Genomic DNA, 23,656 nt, shown 5'->3' with positions numbered 1-23,656 from the left:
ACCGCCGTTGGGCATCGTGAAGGACCCGGTGGTACCGGTTCCGCTGGCGATGACGGTATTGGTGTTCTGGTCGATGCAGCTCCAGGTGGAGGTGTATCCGGCGGCCGTGGGGCTGCTCGGGCGGGCACCGGCACCGGTTTCGGTGATGGTGTAGGTCGCGCCGGTGCGGCCGAAGACCGGGCCGACGACTTCGCTGGGCTGATTCTGCACTCCGGGGTCATTGCCCTCGGTGGTGTCTTCGAGGCCCGCGGGAAGTCCGCCGCCGGCCAGGGACAGTGTCACCTGCTCGCCCTCGACAGCCCGGCCGAGCGGGAAGTTCTTCTGCAGGGTCACAGTGCTGGGCGTCGCACAGGAGGCAAAGTCCACGGACCCTGCCTGCGTCAGGGGAACGGTCCGGACGACGTCGCCGGTTACCGGGTCAACAGCGCGGAGCGCGCTCCCGCTGCCGAGGTAGAGCAGTCCGTCGCTGGAGATCGCGATGCCGTTCACGGGATCCGGCGTGACGATGTTCGCCAGCTGCGTTCCGGTGACGGCGATCGGCGCCCCGCCGGTGGCGGGGATGGGCTGGTCGACGACACTGAGGATGCTTTCGGAATTGCCGCCGCCGACGACATACAGGTTGCCCTGCTGGTCAAAGACCCAGTCCCCGTTGCGCCCAGCCTGCGGGATGGTGCCACTGGCCACCAGGTTCAGGGACGTCCCGGTGGTGACGTCGAAGCCGTAGACCTCGAGCACATTGGTCCGGGTGTTGAACCCGCCGTAGTAGTAGAGACCGTTGGCGGGGTTGATCGCACCATGGGTGACAGGCGTTCCGTTGACGCCCGCTCCAAGGGGGGTTGTCTCGCCTGTGGCCCGGTCGATGCGGTAGATCGTGCGACCGTTGTCATTTGTGTTGGGCAGGACACCGAACGCGGCGGACCCGTCCCGGGATATACCCAGGCCGTTGAGGCTTTGGGTGGAATTCGGAATGGTGGCAGTACCGACGGATGTCTGTGCACCTGTGCCTGTGTCGACCTGCCAGAGGTTGCGGTCGCCCATGCCCTGGATCGAGTAGATCGATCCGCAATCCAGTGCGGGAGCAGCCTGAGCCGGTGTTGAGACCGACGGACTCAGGCTGCCGATGGTGAGCATTCCTGCTGCGAGTGCTCCGGTGGCGAGCAAGCTCAAGCTCTTCCGGGCAGCACGCATTGACGTGTACTTCATGAAATCCCCTCATTGAGTTATGGTCGGGCCCCCAGGCCCAACGAACAACCCTATGCTCAGAAAACCGTGATATTCGGGTCCCGAAATGAACACGGGATAACGGTCCGCTACCAGAACACCGAAGTTTGAAGCAGGATCCACACCTTTTTGAAGCAAGTCCGGACGCTTCCTCAAGAAATCCTTGGGAAAAGGCGAAGAGCGTAACTTTCAGCCGTGGCTCTGCACTGGGCGCCACAATCGTGCGCTTCTACGGATCGAGCAGGCGTGCCGCCACGCGCCGGACAGAACAGCGGCACCTCGGCGGAGCGGGATCAGAGGAAATCCTGCGCACTCGCGTGATGTTCCTCGATGGCCGGTGTACCGAGAAAGTCGTCGTCGCTGGCGTCGAGGGTGAGTGAGTCCAGATGCCCTATGTAGTCAGGCACGAGCAGCGCGTCGTCATCGCTGTAGTAGGCGCCACCGATCGTCAGATCGGCACAGTCGATCAACTCATTGATCGTCTGTGTGAGAAGGTCACGTTCCCTTTCGGGAAGCATCACCACTCCATCGAGATACTGCCGGACGTCCAAGGCATCGGCGCGTCCGGTCACGCTGATATACGCGGCGACGATGTCATCGAACTCCAGACCCGACGCCTGGAGCGCGTTGATGGTGCTCCATCGCTGCGCAAAGCCGCCCAGCACGCTACTTCTCCCTGATCACGAGCGAGACCCGCACCGGGAGGGGATCAACGAGTGCCATCAAGCACGGCACCCGTCGCTGAAGGATCTGTTGGCCCCACCGCACCGGCGGCTGCAGGAGCGCCCTCCTGCTCGACGTCCTCCTCAGCCTCCTCAGCATCCTGACACGGAGGGAGAGCTGGATCGCCCTCGATCTCCTCCGTGGTGCCCGGCGCAGGTACAGGAGCCGGCACGTCCTCTTCGCACGTGGGCTCGGGCTCGGGCTCCGGCGTGGGCGTCGGTGTGGGCTCAGGGCTGGGCGTAGGCGTTGGAGCGGCTTCCGGTGTCGGCTCAGGCTTCTCTTCCGGTTCGGAGTCGGGAACGGGTGCCGGAGGTACTGCCTGCGGCTGACCGGGGTTCGGGGCAGGCGAAGGAACCGTGACCGGTGGGCCTGGCCGTGGTGACGTCGGCGGTGTCTGGGGGGCCGAGGTAGTGCCGGTGGGCAGCTTCTCCGGTGTGGGCGGAACTCCTGAGTCGATCGGCGTTCGAGGAGCGGCCTCTGGTTGCCCCGTTCCAGAAGGTGCAACGGGTGTCGTGTGGCCCGCGCGGGTGACTGATTGCGCCCAGGACGGGATGTCCGTGGCTGAACCGGCACCAGGCGTGTAGTCCTTGAAGTGCTGCGGGCCGCTGTCGTGCGCGGCGGGTTGCAGCTTCCAGCGCTGGGGGTCGACGTGTTCGCCGTCGAGGATCGTCTCGAAGTGCAGGTGGCAGCCGGTGGAGGATCCGGTTGTTCCGATCGTCGCAATGGTCTGGCCGCCGTTGACGGTGTCTCCTGTGCTGACCGAAATGCCCTGAAGGTGGTTGTAGGTGGTGATGAGGCCGTTTCCGTGGTCGACCTCGATACGGTTTCCTCCACCCCAGGGGTGCCAGCCCACGGCTCGCACCGTGCCTGCGTCGGCTGACTGGACTGGGGTGCCGCAGGGGGCTGCGTAGTCCTGGCCGGTGTGGAACTCTCCTGCTTCACCGGTGATGGGGCTGATGCGGTAGCCGAACGCCGACGTCGGAACGAGAACCTCCAAGGGTGCGAAGAGCATGCCCTCCGCCGGTCGTTTCGTAGGCCCGGCTGCAAGTGCTCCGGCTTCCTTCAGGGATGCCGCGCGTACCCGGGCCTCTGCTTTGAGGCTTTCAGGTATTCCGCTGGTGGCGGTGCTCGTCGGCAGGAGAGGAGTGCCGACGGAACCTGTCGCCGGTTTGGTCGGACTGCCCGTGATGTCCTGGCTGCTGCCGATCCTCAGGCTGGCGGCGTCATGGGCTGGAGACGGTATGACGCCGGGAACTCCGATGAAGCAGACGACCAGCGCAATGCTGGCATTCGTTCGGACCCGGGACCTGCGACGCCGCGACGTGATTGCGGTGACGGGTGCGGAAATGGCCTGTTTCGGCGCGACGTGTACCACGTGGATATCCCCTTGTGAGTAGTGCTTGACGGCCGAGCAGGAGTGAGACGAGCTTCCCGCACATGAATCAGCCGCTGGCACCGACGTTATTCCAGAAACCTGTTCTACACGAGGCCTCAGGACACACATTACCCACAAGATTTGTCGAAGCTTGACAGGAGATGCCGAAGCTCCCGCCGCCCTTGAAAATGAGCTGAACAATCGGACAACGGCGATCAACGCCAGGGCTACCAGGAGCAGTGCAGCCGCTCGTCAGCGGCAGCAGTTCCCATCCTCTAAATCGGATGATGTGGAACCACTGCCGCTGCAGGTCGTCTCAGCTCTTGCGGAGCAGAGTCACCGTGAGGTGGAAGCCGGTGCCGACCGAGGCGATGACCACGTAGGGACTGTCGATGTCTTCGAAGTGGTGCGAGAGGTTCACGGGGTAGGTGGCCAGCGTCATGTTCCCGAAGCTTTCGAGAGTCTCGAGGTACTCCCGAGGGCGGATCTGCTCTGCCCAGTGATCGAGCAGGCCGCGGGAGCCCTGGTGGGTGATCAGGGCAATATCACCGCCCGTGATGCCGTTCCTCGCAAGGACGGTCCTGACCAGTTCGGGTAGGCCGTCCTTCATGATGCTGAGGTAGACGGCGACACCCTCGGTCGCGTCCATTTCGTAGGTGGGGAGCGGGAGGTTGTCCGGCCCTACCGGCAGGAAGGTGCGGCCGCCGGCGGTGAGCGGTCTGGTGTACATCCGCATGGAGTCGAACTGGTGGCTGAAGGTCCGCGACTGGTAGTCCACGAGCTCCATCCGGGCACCAGCACCAACGACCGCGGCAGCGGCAGCGTCGCTCGCGGTGACAGCGTGGCCCTTCGTGTAGTCGACGTGGCGGGTCCAGTTGGAGCCGCAGACCACCAGGACGAACTCTGCCCGTCCGGCATCGACGGCCTCGCCGGCGAGGATCAGGCTGAGCGCGAAGTTCGAGAACTCGCTGTTCACAGGGACCACCATGACGTCCTCGGACAGTCCGAGGTCCCGGTGCACGGTGAAGAGTGAGTTCGGTGTGGTGAACAGCGGGACGGACGCGTAGCCGTACAGCCTGTCGACCTGGTCAGGGCGGATCCCGGCATGTTCCAGGGCCTGCTGGGCGGCCGTGACCATGAGCGGCTCGATGGTCTCACCCTCGGCCAGATAGCGACGCTCGTGCAGGCCGACGAACAGGTCTGCCTCCACGACGCCCTGGTCGTTGGGTGTCCGGTCCAGCTGGGAGTAGATCGGATCGTCGTTGTCGCGAATGTTCGCCGGCAGGGCATGTCCGACGCCGAGCACCCCGGTTCCGGCTGACTTCTCAGAGAACATTGGTCAGCACCTCCACCCCGACAACATTGGTCGCATCGTCAGGTGCCTTGGGTGCGTGGAGGCCTTCAGCCCGGCCGCGCAGGGCCCAGGGAACCTCTTCGATGTCGACGTGTGCGTCGATCACGAAGGGTCCAGTGGAGCTCAGGGCGGCACTGATTGCAGCATCCAGTGCCTCGAGCGAATCGACCATCACGGCTTCGGCGCCCAGGCCCCGGGCGACGGTCGCGATGTCGATCGGGCGGGCGAAGACCGCGTCGTAGGACTCCGTGTAGATCATCTCCTGGAGGTTATGGACCATCGCGTGGCCGCCGTTGTTGAGCACGACCCAGATGACCGGGACCGAGTACTCCGTGGCAGTGTGGATCTCCATGCCGTTCATGGCGAAGGCCCCGTCGCCGACCAGTGCCACCACGGTGCGGGACGGATCGGCAAGCTTCCCCCCGATGGCGGCTCCCATGGCGTACCCCATGGATCCCAGGTTGAGCGAGACGTGCATGTCGCCGGCGTCCTTGAAATCGTAGAACTGACCGAGCCAGCTCAGGCAGTTGCCGTTGTCCCCGTAGATCACGACGTCCTCGGGCAGCTTCTCGCTGAGCCTTGCCACCACGGCGGAGGCCTGGAGTTGCTCATGGCCCTGCTGGAGTTCGTCCGCGGTAAAGCGGGGCCTCGGGCGCATCAGCGTCGTTCCGGCCGCTGCCTGTGAGGGAGCCGCCGAAAGCTGCTCTACCAGCATCCGCAGGACCTCATCGGCCTCGCCCACGACACCGACGTCCACGGGGACGTGCTTGCCGATCTGCAGCGCGTCCACGTCGATCTGGCAGACCTGCCGGTCCTGGAACAGGCGCTGGTTCCAGCCGTGGGTAGACATCTCGCCGAGTGCGCTGCCGATGACCAGGATCAGGTCCACGTCGTCGGACAGTGCGTGTTCGTGCGCTGCGGGGTTGCCACCGAAGCCGAAGACTCCGAGGGAGAGCGGGTGGTCCTCGGGGAAGACGCTCTTGCCTTTGAGTGTCGTCACCACGGGTATGCCGCCCCATTCGGCCAGCTTCAGGAGTGCCTCGTGGCTGCCTGCGATCTTCGCGCCCTGCCCGGCGAAGATGATCGGGTTCCTTGCGTTCCTCAGCGCATTACCGAGGTCCCACACGGCCATGGGATCAGGATGCGAACGCACCGGGGTGGCGGGCGCATCGACGTCGAGGGCCCCGGCTGGGGCGGGAGCGGTCATGAGGTCGGCAGGGATGTTCAGATGCACCGCGCCGGGCCGGCCATCCAATGCAGTACGGACGGAGTGGCGGGCGAGGCGTACGAGCTCGGCCGGGTTTGTCAGCATCGCCGAGAGTTTCGTCGCCGATCGGTACATCTCGACCAGGTCGATGCTCCAGTTGCCACCGCTGGAGTCCTGGAGCGCACCGGTGTTGAAGTTCGCGGTCGAGACCTGTGCGGTGATGAGCAGGACCGGCACCCCATCACACGATGCGCTGGCCACGCCGGTGAGAGCGTTGGTGCCACCCGGTCCGGTCGTAGCGCAGACCGCGCCAAGACCCCGGCGCGCCTGCGCGTAGCCCAGTGCCATGAACGCCGCGCCCTCCTCGTGCTTCGCCAGAACGGGGCGAACCGCGCTCTGCTTCGACAGGGCTTCGTAGAAGCCGAACAGCGGGCCGCCAGGTACCCCAAACACGTGAGACACATGGTTCGCTGCCAGAGTCCGCACCAGCGCGTCGGCCACACTGGGTTGATTCAGCTTGCTCATCGCGCACCTCGCAGCGCAATCGGGCAGGAACCTACCCCGGCGTACGCAACAGCGCAGCCGGCATCAATCATCGTTTTCAATGTTCCCCTTTGTGGAGTTCTTCCTGAGACGGAACCCATGGTTCCCGACGCAGGAGTCGAAAGACGATTCGACAGGCAATGTGCGCCCTGACGCTTGCGGAATGTCGGAGCCTGTGTGGGGGAGGGGCTGGGTCATCCAGAACCTCCGCCGGCGTCTGCGTGCCGGTCCGGATCTGCTCACCCTTCATGGTCGCGTCATCGATCTGAGCGATCAGGAACTGCCGGGCGATCTCGCGGGCGGAACCCTCGTCGATAACGTCGAGATCGAACGCTGCCCTGATACGGAAGCTGGCCATGACCTCGATTCCGGCACGGCAAGGAGCGGACGCCGGTCCGGCGGTGCAGAAGAGCAGGAAGGACCGCCACCGACGGAGCGGCAGCGGTCCCTCCACCAGGATCAGTCGGAACCGGACACGACGGCGGGACCGCTGGAGCCGTTCATGCTCGGCTTGTCCGCGTTCTTCAGCAGATCGCCCAGCAGCGCGATGATGTCGAGGCCCGTGGTGTCCTTCACCATCTGCGTGGTCTGGTGGACACCGCTGGAGACATTCTTGCTGAGCTGGCCCGCACCGTCGTTCGACACGACGGTCATGGTGTCGATCGCCGCCATCGGTGCTGCGATCTCGCGGGCCATCGCGGGCAGGACCTCGAGGACCTTCGACAGGATGGCTGCCTGGTTGAACTTCTCGTAGGCCTCGGCCTGTGCTGCGATACCTGCGGCTTCGGCCTTTCCTCGCGCTTCCGTCGAGCCGGCCTCGGCCTGACCGCGCGAAGCGATGACAGCGGCATCGGCGCGGCCCTTCGCCTCGTCGATAGCGGCCTCGGCGGTACCGCGTGCGGTGTTCGCGGCGGCGTCCGCCTCGGCCGCCACGCGGTCACCCTCGGCAACCAGTTTGCGGCGCGCGAGGTCGACGCGCGCCTCGATCTCGGTCGCTTCCGAAGCGCGACGTCGTTCCTCGAGCTTTGCGTCGGCCTGCTGGATAAGGCGGTACTTCTCGGCATCCGCCGGCTTGCGCACTTCGGTGTCGAGTTCGCGTTCGCGAAGCTCGGAGCGGCGCTGCGCAACCTGCTGCTCGCGCATGATCACCTGCTCCTGCTGTTCCGCCTGAGCGAGTGGGCCGGCCGCGTCAGCGCGCGCCTGGCGGGCGTCGGCCTCTTCCTTCAGCTCCGCACGGCGGATAATCAGCTGCTGCTGGGCGAGTGCCACCTGCTCGTCGGAGAGAGCGCGGGCCTGCTCGGATTCCTGCATCGAACGTGCTTCGGCGATCTTCGCGTTGCGTTCCGCGAGTGCAGCCTCCGGGCGGCCGAGGTTCTTCAGGTATCCGGAGTCGTCATCCACGGACTGGATCTGGAATGTATCGATCTCCAGGCCCTGGTTGTGCATGGAATGCTCCGCCTCCTCCTTCACGCTCTTCGCGAAGGTGGCGCGGTCACGGATGATCGACTCCACGGTCAGCGTGCCGACGATGGAGCGCAGCGAGCCCGAGAGGGTCTCCTGCGTGTAGTGGTCGATGGCGTCCTGCTGGTTGAGGAAGCGTTGGGCCGCCTTACGGACGGCGTCCGCATCACCACCCACCTTGACCTGGGCCACTCCCGTGAGGTGGAGCTTGATGCCGTTCTTGGAGATGCCCTCGATGCGCAGGGAGACCTGGCGGGACGCGAGGGACAGCGGATAGGCCCGCTGGGAGAACGGATTGATGAAGATGCGGCCGAAGACAACGCGCTGGCTGTCCGGATCCGGCTGCCCCTTGCTGTCCTTGGACGAGATGATGAGCGCCTGGTCCGGGCTGGCGATGTGCAGAGCCATGCGGGCGAGCACGATGGCGACGACGATGGCGACGAGCAATACCACCGCGCCGATGATGAGCGGGATGAACGTGAGATCCACTGCGACCCTTTCAACGGTCTTCGAATTGCCTCCGGCGCAGCTTCTGCCCGCCGGAGGATGATCAAGCTACTGCAAGCACTGTGTGATCTGACCCCCATGTCATTCGAAGTGGATAACCCGCGACCCCGGCGGACGCTGAGTCCTACCGCGTGGCCGCTCCTGCGAGGAACGCCTGCATCAGCGGGCCCCCCGAGGTCGATCCGAGTTCGCCCTCCTCGACGAACACCGCCACGGCGAGGTCACCCTGCAGGGCGACGACCCACGCGTGCGTCCGCGGGGGGTCGTCGCTGCCGAACTCGGCAGTACCGGTCTTCGCGAGCACTGGCTCGCCCGGAACGTCCCGCAGCAGCTGAGCGCCACCCTGCGCGACGACGGCGGCCATGAGCGTCTTGAGCGTGTCCGATTCCGCGGCCGTGAAGCTGCTCGGCGCAGCGTCCCGGGACGACTCGGTATCGGCGGAAGCACTCGCCGTCGCGTCGTCGGAAGGAGCCTGGCTCGCGGCGTCGCTCTCCGAGCCGGGATCGAGCTCCGTGGACTCGCCGGGCGCCAGGAGCGTCGGCGTGATGCGCGAGCCGGCTCCGACTGAGGCGGCCATCGTGGCGAGGGAGAGTGGCGAGACGAGCACCTCTCCTTGCCCGATCATCGCGGCGGCATGTGCGGTTCCTTCGGCCTCGCTCGGAACGGAACCGAAGAAGGCGGGCGTGCCGATGCTGGCCTCGACGCCGATCCCGAGGTCGGTGGCGGCCTTTGCGAGGTCGGCCTGTGTGATCTCGTCCCGCGCGGAGATGAATCCCGTGTTGCAGGACTGGGCGAAGGTCTCGAGAAGCGGGATGGTGCCGATGAACTGGGCGGGGTAGGTGCTGGCATTGTTGAACCGCCGGCCGTCCACGGTGACCTCCTCGGCACATTCCGTGGGCGACTGGGGCGTAAAACCGTTGCGCAGGAGGGCGAGGCTCGTGGCCACCTTGAACGTGGAACCCGGGGGGTATTGGCCGAGGAGCGCGGTCTGCAGGCCCTCACTGCCCGGCCCGTTGGCCGCGGCGAGGATCTCGCCGGTGCTGGGGCGGATCGCCACGATCGACGACGCCGAGGGCTCGTCTGCTAGCACTTCCTCGCCCAGGGCCTGCAGCCCCGGGTTGAGCGTTGTCGCGAGGTCCTCGCCGTCGACCGGGGGTTTCGCGAAGAGCCGCTGCGTCGGTTGTCCCGGGGCTTCCACGGCGACGGCATTGACCTCGAGGCCGGGCGTGCCCCCGAGGTGGGCGTTGTGCTGCAACTGCAGCCCGCTGAGCCCTGTGATGTCGCCGGCCCTGACGGCGCCGTCGGACTGCTCCACCAGTTCCTCGGTGGCTTCGCCGACGCTGCCGAGGAGCTCGCGTGCGAAGGTGCGGGTCGGGGCGAGTTCCAGTGTGTCGGCCTGGCCGAGGGCTCCCGGGATCGCAGCGATCTGGGCATCGGTCACGGTCCTGGTCGCGTCGTCACGCAGGACGAGGGCCACGACGAACGCTTCAGCTCCCGCGGACAGCACCTGTTCCTCGTAGGCGGCCGGATCGAGCTCGAGCAGCGTTGCGAGGGCGCGTGCCGAAGCGCCCTGTTGCTCCTCGGGAACGCGCGTCTTGTCGATGCCCACCCGGACGACGGGCCGCTCGGTGACGATGACCTCGCCGCCTGCTCCGGTGATCTCCCCACGATCCGCCGGCACGCTGGCCAGGGTCAGCTTCTCGTCCGGCATGAGGTTCGGGACGAAGACGGCGGGTTCCCAGGCTGCCTGCCAGACGTCCTCGACGCGCGTGAGCTCCGCCGTCGTGCTGTAGGTCCAGTCCTGATCGGTGTCGTCGAGGTCCCACGTGTAGTCGAGGGTCGCGGTCGCGCTGTCATCACCGGTCTCCTCGACGCCTGCGACCTCGACCTGCGGTGCCTGCGGCGCGAAGCCTTCGGTGATCGTGGCGAGCTGGCCGGTCACCTCGGCGGGTTCCACGGAGGTGAAGGCGGACTGCCCGACGTCGAGCTGGGCCAGTCCCTCGGCGAGCGTGCGGGCGGCGTCCTCGGCGGTCGGACCGTCATCGGTGCACCCCGCCAGCGTGAGGGCCAGGACCGCAGTAGTCAGGACACAGGTGGCGCGCTGGTATTTCCCCATAGGGCCCATTATGTCCGAGAACACCTGACGCCCCCCCTTGCGGGGGAGGTGTGCCGCGGAGGGGAATCTCCACGCTGGTGTTGCCGGCGCCATCGGTACACCCGGCGTACTGGCCCCACATTCGCCGAAGTAGGAGGGCTTGCCACACCTCGGAGCGATGGAATAATTTCTCCCTGGTCAAAGTTGAGTCAAGTACACTCAACACGATCGAGGATTCCCCTTGCCGGAAAGAAAGGAGCCGCGCGTGGATACCAACTTCACCACCAAGAGCCGTGAGGTGCTGTCGGCTGCCGCCATGAACGCATCCACGGCGGGCAACGCCCAGATCGAGCCGCCACACTTCCTGAAGGCGCTCATGGATCAGCGGGACGGCATCGCCGTCGCGCTGCTGAAGGCTGCCGGAGCGGACCCCGACTCCGTGAGCGTGCAGGCCAGTTCAGCGATCAAGGCCCTGCCGTCGTCGTCGGGCTCGTCCGTCGCTCAGCCGCAGTTCTCCCGCGGCGCCCTGCAGGTTGTGAACGCAGCGAAGCAGGAAGCGGAAACCCTCGGCGACCAGTTCGTGTCCACCGAACACCTCCTGCTCGCCCTCGCGGCCGACGGCGGAACCGCCGGCACCATACTGCGGTCGGCCGGGCTGACCCGGGAGGCCCTTGCATCCGCGCTGCCCGGTGTCCGGGGTGACCGCCGCGTCACGACCCCTGATCCCGAGAACACCTTCCAGGCGCTCGAGAAGTTCGGCGTGGACCTCACGGAGGTGGCGCGCAGCGGCAAGCTCGATCCGGTGATCGGGCGTGACGCCGAGATCCGCCGCGTCGTGCAGGTGCTCAGCCGCCGCACCAAGAACAACCCGGTCCTCATCGGTGAACCCGGCGTCGGGAAGACCGCGGTCGTCGAGGGTCTCGCCCAGCGCATGGTCGCCGGTGACGTGCCCGAATCGCTGCGGGGCAAGACCCTCATCAGCCTCGACCTCGGTTCGATGATCGCGGGCGCGAAGTACCGCGGCGAGTTCGAGGAGCGGCTCAAGGCCGTGCTCGAGGAGATCAAGGGATCGAACGGGCAGGTGGTCACGTTCATCGACGAACTCCACACCGTCGTCGGCGCGGGTGCGTCCGAGGGCTCCATGGACGCGGGGAACATGCTCAAACCCATGCTCGCCCGCGGCGAGCTGCGGCTCATCGGTGCGACGACGCTGGACGAGTACCGCGAGAACGTCGAAAAGGACCCGGCGCTGGAGCGGAGGTTCCAGCAGGTCTACGTCGGCGAGCCGTCGGTCTCGGACACCATCGGCATCCTGCGCGGGCTGAAGCAGCGGTACGAGGCGCACCACAAGGTATCGATCGCGGACTCGGCCCTCGTCGCCGCGGCGACGCTGTCACACCGGTACATCCCGGGCCGACAGCTTCCCGACAAGGCCATCGACCTCGTGGACGAGGCCGCGTCGAGGCTCCGCATGGAGATCGATTCCGCGCCCGTAGAGATCGACGAGCTGCGCCGTGCCCTCGAGCGCATGCACATGGAGGAGATGGCGCTGTCCCGTGAGAAGGATGAGGCGTCCGCCGAACGGCTGCAGGCCCTGCGTGCCGAGATGGCCGACCGCCAGGAGGAACTCGACGGGCTGAACGCGCGGTGGGAGGCCGAGAAAGCCGGCCTGAACCGCGTGGGCGACCTGAAGGCGTCCCTGGACGATCTGCGCTCGCAGGCCGACCGCGCCCAGCGCGAGGGTGACCTCGAGACGGCGTCACGCATCCTCTACGGGGAGATCCCGCAGGTGGAGCGTGAACTCCGCGAGGCCCAGGCGGCCGAGGAGCAGTCAACCAACGCGCCGGAGCTCATGGTTGCGGAGGAGGTCACCGCGAACGACATCGCGGAGGTCATCTCCGCGTGGACAGGCATCCCCGCAGGGCGCATGCTCCAGGGCGAGAGCGAGAAGCTCCTCCACATGGAGGACGTAATCGGAGCGCGCCTCATCGGTCAGCAAAAGGCCGTCGCAGCCGTGTCCGACGCCGTCCGCCGGGCCCGCGCAGGCGTGTCCGACCCGAACCGCCCCACCGGTTCCTTCCTGTTCCTCGGCCCCACGGGCGTGGGCAAGACGGAGCTCGCCAAGGCGCTCGCAGACTTCCTGTTCGACGACGAGCGTGCGATGATCCGGATCGACATGTCCGAGTACTCGGAGAAGCACTCCGTGGCGCGGCTGGTAGGTGCCCCGCCCGGATACGTCGGCTACGAGGAGGGCGGCCAGCTCACCGAGGCCGTGCGGCGCCGCCCGTACAGCGTGGTGCTGCTGGACGAAGTCGAGAAGGCACACCCGGAGGTCTTCGACCTGCTCCTGCAGGTGCTCGACGACGGGCGACTCACGGACGGCCAAGGCCGGACGGTGGACTTCCGGAACGTGATCCTCGTGCTGACGTCCAACCTCGGTTCCCAGTTCCTCGTCGATCCGTCGCTCGACGACGCAGCCAAGCGCTCGGCCGTGATGTCCGCGGTGAACGCGAACTTCCGGCCGGAGTTCCTGAACCGGCTCGACGACGTCGTGATCTTCGACCCGCTGAGCCTGGACGAGCTCTCGCGGATCGTGGAACTGCAGGTCAAGGCGCTGGGCGACCGGCTGCGTGACCGCAGGCTGGAGCTCGATGTCAGTGCCGCTGCCAGTGAGTGGCTCGCCCTCACCGGGTTCGATCCCGCCTACGGAGCCCGGCCGCTGCGCAGGCTCGTGCAGCGCGAAATCGGTGACCGGTTGGCGAAGGGCATCCTCGCCGGCGAAATCGTCGACGGTGACACCGTCGTCGTCGACCGCCAGGACCCTGACGTCGACGGTGACGCCGGCCTCGACGCCGGCGGGCTGCTGGTGCACGCCGCCCGGTAGTCCCATACCGGATGAGCGAAGGGGAGGAACATGCGTTCCTTCCCTTCGTGCGTCCTGCCCCGGTGGAGACTCAGGGATTGAGCAGACTCTGGCTCACGGTGTCGCCGTTCTCGATGACGGCGAAGCAGTCCACCCTGCGGTCCCCGTCCGCCCAGGTCTCAGCCGTCGGGGTCGCGCGGAGCAGCGTGACGTCGAGCTCGTCCACGACGACCTCCGGATTGATGTCCGCGGAGGCCGCTGCGCAGGCGGCTTCCGCGCGCAGGCCCAGCTGGTCGCGGCCGGGGAACTCCGCCGCGTCCGGATAGCTCTCGCTGGCGAGGAGTTGGGCGTTGTGGGGCTCCGTGCAGTCGACCAGCACGGCATCCTCGGTGATGTCCGTGAAGTCGGCGAGACATTCACCGGCAGCCAGCGACGACGGATCGACGCGCCCCTCATCGCCGGACCCGCCGAACAGCGACACCAGGAGCCAGATGAGGAGCCCGACGAGCACGACGGCGCCCCCGAGGACGAGGAGTAGCGGCAGGTTGCTGCTCTTGGTCCGTGTCCGGTCCCGTTTGGGATGCCCGTCCGTCTCCTGATCGACTCCGGAGGCTGATGGGATCCAGCTGCGGGGCCCGTCGATGCCGGCATCAGGTTCCGGGGAAGGGCTGACAGCAGACGATCCGGTGCGGCCGACTGCAGCCGGATCGGTGCCCGGGTACAGCCCCGGGTGACCGAGCCCGGGCTCGCCGCCCTCGGGGGAGAAGGCGTAGGGACCACCGACCGGACCGTCAGGGTCATGGTCCGCCTCCTGGCCCTGGCCCTCGTGGGTCTCCCGAGCCGCCTGATGCAGCTCTTCCCTGGCGCCCGGACGCGCGCGTGTCCCTGACGTCGCACCCTCCTCCGTGGCGTCGCCGGATCCTCCTCCGGAATCGGACATCTCCTCGCGCGAAGCGTCCGCATCGAGCTCGGGTGTCGCGGACCGCTCGTCGCCCGTGTCCTCCGGTTCGCCGTCGGAAGGAGCGGCCACGGCTGTGTCGAGGTCCGTCTTTGTGCCCGTGTCGGCGTCCTGATCCCTATCTCCCGCAGGGCCGCCCGGGGGAGCAGTGCCGTCCGGGGCCGCCTCGACGACGGGTGCATCCGCGGGCATCGGACCACCGACGAGGGTGCCGGTCTTCTCCGCCTCGGCGGCCACGGCGCGGGCCTCGGCGGCCGCGTCCTCCAGGGACGCTGCTTCCGCCGTGTCGCTGCTGATCTGCGCGGGTTCGAGCGCAGGTTCTGCCAGATCCAGGGTGTCGGGCGATACCGACAGTTCCGGCTCCAAAGACTGGGCGGAGACGTCGCCGTCGTCCAGCACGACGTCGTCTGGATCGACCACGGTCGGGACGTCCTGAGCGGAATCCAGGCCGGATTCGTGGCCGGGCTCCTCGCCAGAGTCCTGACTGATTTCCTGGCCGGGCTCCTGGCCAGAGTCCTGACTGATTTCCTGCCCTGGACCCTGTCCGGACTCTTGCCCGCGCTCGTGCCCTGGACCCTGTCCGGACTCCTGTCCGGGCTCCTGCGCGGGCCCCTGCCCGGGTCCCCCGGGTACCTGCTCCTCGTTGCTCATGATGGGGCGCTGTCTCCTTGGATTCCTGGTGCCGCGAAGCCGGGGCTCTGGTCTGGCTTCGACTCTATCCAAGATCACCCGCACACGGGCCTAGGTGGGGCCAGTCACGTTATGTACCCCCTGCACCAGCTCGCCCGCACGTGGCGTGCCTCCCACCTGATGGACAGGGCACTCGGATGCCACGGAAAGCATGTAACCTATAGTCACGACAAACTGACCAAATACTCCGGGGCCTCGCTGCAGCCTTGGGCCTCGTGCCCCAGTGACCACCTCCGGATCGACGCACAAAGGGGGTCACGCCATGGGGCGCGGCCGTCAAAAGGCAAAAGCTACCAAGCAGGCCAGGGACATGAAGTACTTCAGCCCGGCCACAGATTATTCGGCACTGCAGCGAGAGCTCACAGGCCCGGGTAGTCGCGCTTCCACTCGACGTACCGAACCTCTCGAGCCGGTTGAACCGGACTACTCGGAGTATGCGGACAAGTACGCCGACGAGCTCGACGACGACGGTGGGGAGAGCGGCACACGCCGCATCGGCTGATTCAGGTCAGTCCTTCTTCTGTGAACCACACACGGCGCATCAGGTCCCTCGGGACGATGCGCCGTTTTGTGTGTCCGGAAGTATCCGGCCGCCCTCCTGAGCGGCTCCCGCATGATCAGGAGGGCGATGCGAGCAGGGGTCGAAAGGCGAGTTCCGCCGCGCCGACGAGCAGGAGCTCGGGGCCGAGCGTTGCACGGCGCACGGTGACTCCGCCGGCCAGCGCCCGCGCATTCACGGCGTCCCCGAGCTGATCGCCGTGGAAGCCGAAGAGGGAGCCGAGGAAACCTCCGAGGACGATCAGCTCCGGGTCGAAGATGTTGACGAAATTCACCAGGGCGACGGCCAGGAGTTCCAGTTGTCGCTCTGCTTCGCGCCGGACCGCCGGGCCGGGGTCGTCGGACAGCACTCCCTCGAGCGCCTCGATGCCGCCGCCCTGGAGGCCTGCGGCGTCGAGCAGGCGCTCAAGGCGCACCTCCGCATCGAGGCAGCCCGAGCGTCCGCAGTGGCACGGGCTTCCGCCGGGGCTTACGAGCGTGTGGCCCAACTCGCCCCCGTAGCCGCGGCTGCCCACCAGCTGGGTGCCACCGGCCACGACGCCGCCACCGATTCCACTCGCGCTTCCGTTGAGGTACACGGCATGACCCACGCCGAGCGCCGCGCCGAAGATGCTCTCGGCGAGGGAGCCGAGCGACGCATCGTTCGCGGCGACCGAGGGAAGGCCGAGTGCGGTTTCGAAGGGGCCCGTGAGGTCGGCGTTCCGCCAGCCCAAGTGTGGTGCGATGAGCACGCGGCCGGAGCCCGCGTTGACGAGTCCAGGAAGGGCGATCCCCACGCCCACGATGCGATCGAGCCGATCGAGTGCGGGTGTCATATCGGCCACGATGGCGCGCGTCAGCTGCACCGCATTGTCAAGGGTGGGCAGTCGACCGGTCTCGCGACGCGCCCGCTCGTGCACTCGCCCTCCGAGTCCGACGACGCCGACGGTCAGCGCATCGATGTCAGGGTTCACCGCGATGACCGCCACGTCGGGATTCGCCTGCACGATGGGGCTCGGGCGCCCTACGCGCCCGCCCATCGCCGGCTCCGTCTCGCGTGCGAGCCCCTTCTCGACGAGCGCGGACACCAGCGCACCGACGGTCGACCGGTTGAATCCGCTGCGCCGCGTCAACTCGGCGCGGGACAGCGGTCCGCTGCGGTGCACCATGGTCAGGATGTGGGAGAGGTTCTGGGTACGAAGACCCTCGGTGCCGTTCACCACGCCTGATAGCGACTGCACAGCCCTGCGTTCTCCTTCGTCCTGCAGGGGCCCTGGCGCACCTGGCACTGTCCTATCGTATCCAGACGAGGTTGCGGCCCCCCGAGTCAGGCCCGCTGCTCGGCGGCTCGCGCTGCCCGTCCTCTCGGCTCGGCCGGCGCCGCCGTGCTCTGCCGCACCACGAGGCTGACCGCGAGGTCCAGGCGCAGATTGTTCGGCCGTTCTCCGTCACGCAACCGCAGGACCATCCGCGTGGCCTCCTCCGCCATCTGGATCAGCGGCTGGTGCACCGTCGTCAGGGCCGGGCTGGACCACTGCGCGAGCTGCAGGTCGTCGTAGCCGACGATGGAGAGCTCATCCGGAACCCGGATCCCTATCTGGCGTGCGGCGTCGAGCACTCCCAGGGCCTGGAGGTCACTGCCGGCGAAGATCGCCGTCGGGCGCTCAGGGCCGCGCAGGAGGGTGAAGGCGTGGTCGCGCCCGCCGTCGACGTGGAAGTTGCCGTACCGGATGAAGTCCGGCTCGATGGGCAGGGACGCCATGTTCATCGCCGAGCGGTAGCCGTCGATCCGGGCGAGGGAGCACATCATGTCCTCGGGGCCGCTGATCGCCGCGATGCGGGTATGGCCGAGGTCGATCAGATGGCGGGTCGCGATCATCCCGCCCGACCAGTTCGCCGAGCCGACCGATGGGACGTCGGGGGCCGGGTCCCCGGCCGGGTCGATGATGACGAAGGGAATGGCGCGGGCGTCGAGCTTCCTGCGGAACTCCTGTGGCAGGTCGGAGAAGACCAGGACGACGCCGGCCGGGCGCCTCGCCATCACTCCCTCGATCCACTCCGCCCCCGGTGCGTGCCGCGTGCCGGTCTCGGTCAGCACGACGCTCATGCCGTGCTCGCGCGCTACGTTCTCAACGCCGCGGATGAGTTCGAGCGCCCACGCGCTCTCGAGCTCGTGGAAGACGAGTTCGACGAGGCCGGCTTTCGCTGCCGACACCTTGCGTCGGCGGTAGCCATGCTCCTCGAGGAGCTCCTCAACTTTCGCCCTGGTTTTCGGCGAAACGTCGGCACGGCCGTTGAGAACTTTCGAGATAGTCGAGAGCGACACGCCTGCCGCCGTAGCCAGCTGGGCCAGTGTGACGCGCGGTTCTTCCGCCGGAATCGACATGTCGACAGCTTACATCCGGGCATCGGGCCGACGAGGAGCTGCCCTTCGTCTCGTCATGTGACCGCTCGCACACATGGTCTTGCGCATTCACGGTGCCGATACATACACTCATGCCATCACATAACTTTCGATAATAATATCGAAACTTTCGAGAGGCGTTCAACGATGAACAACCGAACCTGGATGTCACGCAGCCTTGCGGGCACCGCGGTCATGATGCTCGGCTTCACCCTTGCCGGATGCGGTGGCGGCGGCGGCGACGCGTCGAGCCGGCCTGAGAACGAACTGCACCTCGCCGTCTACGGGGATGCCAGCAACAAGGTCGAGCAGGCCATGGTGGACAAGTTCAACGAGACGTCCGACGTGAAGATCGTGCTCGACACGATTCCCGGCGCGGACTACCAGACCAAGCTGCAGACCATCATCGACACCGATTCCGCTCCTGACATCTTCTTCAACTGGGGAGGGGGAAGCATCGCGAACTTCGTCGAGGCCGACCTGCTGCTGCCCCTCGACGACTTCATCGAGGAGGATGCGCAGCTCAAGGACGCGTTCCTGCCGTCGGTCTTCGAGACCGCCGTCATCGACGACAAGAGCTACGGAATTCCCATGCGCGGGACCCAGCCCGTCATGCTCTTCAACAACTCCGAGGTCCTCAAGCAGGCCGGTATCGACGCACCTCCCGCCACCTGGGACGAGCTCCTCGACGCCGTGGAGAAGCTTAAGGCCGCAGGCGTCACGCCGATCGCACTCGGCGGCGCTGACCAGTGGCCGACCCAGATGTGGTTCCAGTACATGTTCGACCGCGTAGCCGGTGAAGGCCTGTTCCAGGCAGCGCTGGACGGTGACACCGACGTGTGGGAGTCGGAGGAGAGCCGGAAGGCGCTCGGCATGCTGCGCGAACTCGTTGACGCAGGAGCCTTCGGCACCAACTTCGACTCCGTCAAGTTCACCGACGGTGGGTCACCCACACTGCTCTCCAGCGGCCGGGCCGGCTTCGAGCTCATGGGATCGTGGGCCTACGCGACCCACCTCGATGCCAACCCCGAGTTCGCCGAGAACGTGCTCGGCTACAGCGAGTTCCCCGCGATCGAGGGTGGGGAGGGCGATCCGGACAACCTCGCCGGCAACACGAACAACTTCTACTCCGTCCACAAGGACACCCGGTACCCCGAAGAGGCAGCCGAGTTCCTGAAGCTCATGTACTCCGACGAGTTCGTGCAGGAGCAGATCGCCATCGGCAACCTGCCCACCACCACCAACACCGAGCAGTTCCTCGACGAGGCCTCCAACCCGGAGTACGCGAAGTACCAGTTCGACCTCGTCAAGGAAGCACCCCACTTCCAGCTCTCCTGGGACCAGGCCTACCCACCCGAGGCGACCGTGACCATCCACACCGCCGTTTCCCAGTTCTTCAGCGGCCAGATCGATGAAGACGGCTTCATCAAGGCCATGCAGAGCCTTTAGGACACCCCATGACAACGCTTGCCACCCGCAAGCGTCCAGCACCGGGCGGCTCTCCCCAGAGCCGCCCGGCCCGCTCGGGCGCTTCGTCCGTGGGCCGCCCTGGCTTCGCCTGGGCCCTGCCCGCCACCATCTTCTTCGCACTGTTCGCCCTGATTCCGCTCGCGGCGGTCGCCGTCCTGTCCTTCACCTCATGGAGCGGCCTCGGTGACCCGAAGTTCGTGGGGCTCGAGAACTGGGAGACCCTGATCGCCGACCCGGTGATGCTCAAGAGCCTGTGGCTCAGCCTCCTGTTCATCGTCCTCGGCGTGGTCACGCAGACGCCCTTGAGCATCCTGCTGGGCGTATGGGCGGCGGGCAACCAGCGCAACCGCGCGGTACTCAGTGCCATCTACTTCATCCCCTTGCTGCTGTCCTCGGCGGCGATCTCCGTCCTCTGGCGGGCGCTGCTGGACCCCAACTTCGGTATTCCGGGCCAGTTGTCGTGGCTCTTCGGGGACGGCAACCTGCTGGGCACCCAGAGCGGCGCGATCGGCGTCCTGATCTTCGTGGGGATGTGGCAGTTCACGCCCTTCCACACCCTGATTTACCAGGGCGCGGCGAAGGGAATCCCGCCCGTCCTGTACCAGGCGGCAGCGATCGACGGCGCGGGCATGATGCGCCAGTTCTTCTCCATCACGCTTCCGCAGCTGCGGAACACGGCCATCACGTCGATCATCCTCATGGTGGTCGGCGGCCTGACGACCTTCGAGACGGTGCTGATCCTGACCAACGGCGGACCCGGCACCGACACCACCATCACCGCCTTCTACATGTACCAGGAGGCGTTCCAGAGCTTCGACTTCGGTGTCGGTAGCGCGATCGCCCTGGTGCTCGTCGTCGTCGCAACTGTGATCTCCCTCGTGGTGGTCAAGGTGTCCGGCTACGACAAGATGAACAGCTCCCTGGAAGGCCTGTGATGAAGACCCGCCCAAACTACTTCGCCGGCATCGGCTCGTTCCTGTGGTTGCTGATCGTCGCGATCCCGCTGTACGTGATGCTCTCCGGCACCTTCCAGACGCGCGAGGAATTCGGCGACAACGGCCCGCTGTCCTTCCCGACCAGCTTCACGCTGCAGAACTACGTGGACGCGATCACGAGCGGTTTCGGCAGATACTTCCTCAACACCGTCGTGGTGACGGTCGGCGTCGTCGCCATCGTCCTGCTGCTCGTGCCGCCGCTCAGCTACGCGATCGTGCGCAGCCAGAGCCGCGCGGCATCGTTCGTGTTCCGGTTCTTCCTCCTGGGCCTCGCCATCCCGGCGCAGGCGGTGATCGTCCCGGTGTTCTACCTGATCAACACGGTGGGGCTCTACGACAACCTGATCGGCGTCATCCTGCCCACCGCGGCCTTCGCGCTGCCGATCTGCACGCTGATCCTGAGCGGCACCATGCGTGACATCACCGGCGAGCTGTACGAGGCGATGGCAATGGACGGTGCGAGCCCGGCGCGTGCCTTCTTCCGGCTGGTCCTCCCGCTGTCCAAGGGCGGGATCTCCACGATCGCGGTCTTCTCCGCGCTCCAGGCCTGGAACGGCTTCCTCTTCCCGCTGATCCTCACCCAGTCCGAGAGCACCCGTGTGGTCACTCTCGGCCTCTTCAACTTCCAGACCCAGTACGGCATCAACATCCCCGGCCTGCTCGCCGCGGTCACGCTCTCGATGGTGCCCGTGCTGCTCGTCTACCTGTTTGCGCGCCGCGCACTTGTCCAGGGCCTCATGGGCGCTGGCGGAAAGTAACCATGACTGAGACAACATTGAACGACGCCCCCTGGCGGGACACCGCCACCGCACCCGAGGAACGCGTCGAGGCGCTGATCGGGGCGATGACCCTGCGTGAGAAGGTGTCGCAGCTCGTCGGAGTGTGGGTCGGCGCCAACACCGAGGGCGGTGAGGTGGCCCCGCACCAGCACGAGATGAACGAGGCCGTGGATCTCGACGAGCTGCTGCCGCACGGGCTCGGCCAGCTCACGCGCCCCTTCGGCACCGCTCCGGTGGAGCCGGGTCTCGGCGCGCTGTCGCTGCAGCGCACGCAGGAGCGCATCGCGGCAGCCAACCGCTTCGGCATTCCTGCCCTCGTGCACGAGGAGTGCCTTGCCGGCTTCGCCGCGTGGAAGGCGACGGCGTACCCGGTGCCCCTGGCCTGGGGCGCCACCTTCAACCCCGACCTCGTCCGGACCATGTCCACCGCCATCGGCTCCGACCTCCGCTCCGTGGGCGTGCACCAGGGCCTTGCGCCCGTGCTGGATGTGGTGCGCGATGCCCGCTGGGGCCGCGTGGAGGAAACCATCGGCGAGGATCCGTACCTCATCGGAACGATCGCGACGGCGTACGTGCAGGGACTCGAACTGGCCGGCATCGTCGCCACGCTCAAGCACTTCGTCGGCTATTCGGCGTCGAAGGCGGGCCGCAACCTCGCCCCGGTCTCCATCGGCGAGCGTGAGCGGGCGGACGTGCTCCTGCCTCCGTTCGAGATGGCTGTCCGCGAGTCCGGAGTACGCTCGGTGATGCACGCCTACACGGACATCGACGGGGTCCCGACGGCGGCCGACGCCTCGCTCCTGACCTCGCTCCTCCGCGACACGTGGGGCTTCGACGGCACGGTCGTCGCCGACTACTTCGGCATCGCATTCCTCAAGGAACTCCACCGGGTCGCCGCGACGCTCGGAGAGGCGGCGGCCGCGGCCCTCACCGCCGGCGTCGACGTCGAGCTCCCGACCGTCCACACCTTCGGCGAGCACCTGATCGCCGAGATCGACGGCGGCAGGCTGGACGAGGGGTTGATCGACCGCGCCCTCCGCCGGGTCCTGCGGCAGAAACTCGACCTCGGGCTGCTGGATCCTGACTGGTCGCCCGTCCCGTCGGCCCTTCACGGTAGCGGAGCGGGCGTGCCGTCGATCGACCTCGATCCGCCGGGCAACCGTGCCATCGCGAGCGAGCTGGCCGAGCAGTCGATCGTCCTGGTCAGCAACAACGGCATCCTTCCCCTTCCGGAGGCTCCGAGGATCGCCCTGATCGGACCGAACGCCGATACCCACCGCGCCTTCCTGGGCTGCTACTCCTTTCCGGCGCACGTCGGCGAGCAGCACCCCGACGTCGCCATGGGGCTGACCATCCCGACGGTGGCGGACGCGCTCCAGCGTGAGCTCTCCGAGAGCGACATCACCATCGCGGCTGGCTGCACGGTCGACGGCACCGCGACCACGGGATTCGACGAAGCGCTTGCCGTCGCCGGCGGGTCCGACGTCGTCGTCGCCGTGCTGGGGGACCGGGCCGGACTCTTCGGGCGCGGTACGAGCGGTGAGGGGTGCGATGCCGAATCGCTGGCACTGCCCGGCGTGCAGCAGCAGCTGCTCGACGCGCTGATCGCGACCGGCAAGCCCGTCGTGGTCGTCCTGCTGACAGGTCGCCCGTACGCCCTCGGCTCCGCTGCCACGGGTGCTGCCGCCATCGTCCAGGGGTTCTTCCCGGGCGAGGAGGGTGCAGCGGCCGTGGCCGGCGTGCTCAGCGGGCGGACCAATCCGAGCGGCCGGTTGCCCGTCAGCATTCCCGGGACGCCGGGTGCCCAGCCGTCCACCTACCTCGCCGCGCCGCTGGCACAGTCGAGCGGCGTGTCCAACATCGATCCGACGGCGGCCTTCGCCTTCGGGCACGGCATCAGCTACACCCGGTTCACGTGGCACGATGCCGGGTCGACGGCGGACACCGCCGCGACCGACGGCGAGGTCACAGTCACGATGACGGTGACCAACGAGGGCGAGCGCGACGGCGTCGAGGTGGTGCAGCTCTACCTGCACGATCCGGTGGCGTCGGTCGTCCGGCCCGTGCAGCGGCTCATCGGCTATGCCCGGGTGGAACTGGCGGCTGGAGCGTCGGCGCGCGTCGCCTTCACCGTCCCTGCGGATGTCACGTCCTTCACGGGTCGCGACGGGGCGAGGGTCGTCGAGCCGGGGGCGCTCGAGCTGCGGCTCGGAGCGTCGAGCAGCGACATCCGCGCGGCCCTGCCCCTCGACCTGACGGGCACGGTGCGGACCGTGGACCACACCCGCCGGTTGCACTGCGACGTGCGGGTGAGCGCCGTCTGACGCCGGGCCACGGGCAGCCCTGGCATCAGCCTGGACGGGCGGCGGACACGCCGTACACCTGTGCTCCCCGCGACATGTCGATGATGCTCCGCACCGTCGACATGTCGCGGGGAGTTCATTTTTCGTTCATCGGGGCAACAATCGGTGTCA

At 67.1% G+C, this 23,656-nt stretch carries 16 protein-coding genes; 6 read left to right on the top strand and 10 right to left on the bottom strand.

Annotation, left to right across the window (positions count from 1 at the left end):
- The 7 genes from FDK12_RS14095 to FDK12_RS14065 all read right to left on the bottom strand — a co-directional run.
- On the bottom strand, positions 1-1,203 hold a 1,203-nt coding region (locus FDK12_RS14095), incomplete at its 3' end, for a lactonase family protein (protein ID WP_137370132.1).
- Positions 1,204-1,514: 311 nt separating this feature from the next.
- Positions 1,515-1,886, bottom strand: coding sequence for a hypothetical protein (locus FDK12_RS14090; protein WP_137370131.1), 372 nt, complete (start codon positions 1,884-1,886; stop codon positions 1,515-1,517).
- A 44-nt stretch (positions 1,887-1,930) separates the two neighbouring features.
- On the bottom strand, positions 1,931-2,956 hold the full coding sequence (locus FDK12_RS15095) for a M23 family metallopeptidase (protein WP_189636352.1): 1,026 nt from the start codon (positions 2,954-2,956) through the stop codon (positions 1,931-1,933).
- A gap of 679 nt (positions 2,957-3,635) precedes the next feature.
- Positions 3,636-4,655, bottom strand: a complete 1,020-nt coding sequence (locus FDK12_RS14080; protein WP_137370130.1) for a 3-oxoacyl-[acyl-carrier-protein] synthase III C-terminal domain-containing protein — start codon at positions 4,653-4,655, stop codon at positions 3,636-3,638.
- On the bottom strand, positions 4,645-6,405 hold the full coding sequence (locus FDK12_RS14075) for a thiamine pyrophosphate-binding protein (RefSeq protein WP_137370129.1): 1,761 nt from the start codon (positions 6,403-6,405) through the stop codon (positions 4,645-4,647). Before FDK12_RS14075 ends, FDK12_RS14080 begins: the two co-directional genes overlap by 11 nt.
- A 477-nt stretch (positions 6,406-6,882) precedes the next feature.
- Positions 6,883-8,373 carry a flotillin family protein gene (locus tag FDK12_RS14070; RefSeq protein WP_104116323.1) on the bottom strand — a complete coding sequence of 497 codons (1,491 nt, stop codon included), beginning with the start codon at positions 8,371-8,373 and terminating at the stop codon, positions 6,883-6,885.
- A 142-nt stretch (positions 8,374-8,515) separates the two neighbouring features.
- On the bottom strand, positions 8,516-10,507 hold the full coding sequence (locus FDK12_RS14065) for a penicillin-binding transpeptidase domain-containing protein (protein ID WP_137370128.1): 1,992 nt from the start codon (positions 10,505-10,507) through the stop codon (positions 8,516-8,518).
- 244 nt (positions 10,508-10,751) lie between these two features.
- Here FDK12_RS14065 and clpB point away from each other — a divergent pair, with 244 nt between their 5' ends.
- On the top strand, positions 10,752-13,370 hold the full coding sequence (gene clpB, locus FDK12_RS14060) for an ATP-dependent chaperone ClpB (protein WP_137370127.1): 2,619 nt from the start codon (positions 10,752-10,754) through the stop codon (positions 13,368-13,370).
- 70 nt (positions 13,371-13,440) lie between these two features.
- On the opposite strand, the gene FDK12_RS14055 is transcribed toward clpB, so the two are convergent.
- Positions 13,441-14,727 carry a septum formation family protein gene (locus tag FDK12_RS14055; protein ID WP_137370126.1) on the bottom strand — a complete coding sequence of 429 codons (1,287 nt, stop codon included), beginning with the start codon at positions 14,725-14,727 and terminating at the stop codon, positions 13,441-13,443.
- A gap of 532 nt (positions 14,728-15,259) precedes the next feature.
- Here FDK12_RS14055 and FDK12_RS14050 point away from each other — a divergent pair.
- The gene (locus FDK12_RS14050; RefSeq protein WP_104116327.1) at positions 15,260-15,499 is read left to right on the top strand and encodes a DUF3073 domain-containing protein; all 240 of its coding nucleotides are present in this window, start codon (positions 15,260-15,262) and stop codon (positions 15,497-15,499) included.
- Between the two features lie 115 nt (positions 15,500-15,614).
- Here the strand turns inward: FDK12_RS14050 and FDK12_RS14045 are convergent, their stop codons facing one another.
- Both FDK12_RS14045 and FDK12_RS14040 read right to left on the bottom strand, forming a co-directional pair.
- A complete protein-coding gene (locus FDK12_RS14045; RefSeq protein ID WP_137370125.1) occupies positions 15,615-16,775 on the bottom strand; it encodes an ROK family transcriptional regulator in 1,161 nt (386 codons plus the stop codon).
- Positions 16,776-16,861: 86 nt separating this feature from the next.
- Positions 16,862-17,920 carry a LacI family DNA-binding transcriptional regulator gene (locus tag FDK12_RS14040; protein ID WP_104116329.1) on the bottom strand — a complete coding sequence of 353 codons (1,059 nt, stop codon included), beginning with the start codon at positions 17,918-17,920 and terminating at the stop codon, positions 16,862-16,864.
- A 165-nt stretch (positions 17,921-18,085) separates the two neighbouring features.
- Here FDK12_RS14040 and FDK12_RS14035 point away from each other — a divergent pair, with 165 nt between their 5' ends.
- The 4 genes from FDK12_RS14035 to FDK12_RS14020 are packed head-to-tail and all read left to right on the top strand — an operon-like array spanning position 18,086 to position 23,506.
- Positions 18,086-19,387, top strand: coding sequence for an extracellular solute-binding protein (locus FDK12_RS14035; RefSeq protein ID WP_137370124.1), 1,302 nt, complete (start codon positions 18,086-18,088; stop codon positions 19,385-19,387).
- Positions 19,388-19,395: 8 nt separating this feature from the next.
- On the top strand, positions 19,396-20,343 hold the full coding sequence (locus tag FDK12_RS14030; protein WP_137370123.1) for a carbohydrate ABC transporter permease: 948 nt from the start codon (positions 19,396-19,398) through the stop codon (positions 20,341-20,343).
- A complete protein-coding gene (locus FDK12_RS14025) occupies positions 20,343-21,161 on the top strand; it encodes a carbohydrate ABC transporter permease (RefSeq protein WP_104116332.1) in 819 nt (272 codons plus the stop codon). Before FDK12_RS14030 ends, FDK12_RS14025 begins: the two co-directional genes overlap by 1 nt.
- Before the next feature lie 2 nt (positions 21,162-21,163).
- The gene (locus FDK12_RS14020; RefSeq protein WP_137370122.1) at positions 21,164-23,506 is read left to right on the top strand and encodes a glycoside hydrolase family 3 N-terminal domain-containing protein; all 2,343 of its coding nucleotides are present in this window, start codon (positions 21,164-21,166) and stop codon (positions 23,504-23,506) included.
- The last annotated feature ends 150 nt before the right edge of the window (positions 23,507-23,656 follow it).

Origin of the sequence: Arthrobacter sp. NamB2 (assembly GCF_005281365.1) — a bacterium.
Taxonomy (GTDB): domain Bacteria; phylum Actinomycetota; class Actinomycetes; order Actinomycetales; family Micrococcaceae; genus Arthrobacter_D.
The sequence above is the reverse complement of the archived record's forward strand: the minus strand, read 5'-3'. Positions and strand labels throughout refer to the sequence as shown.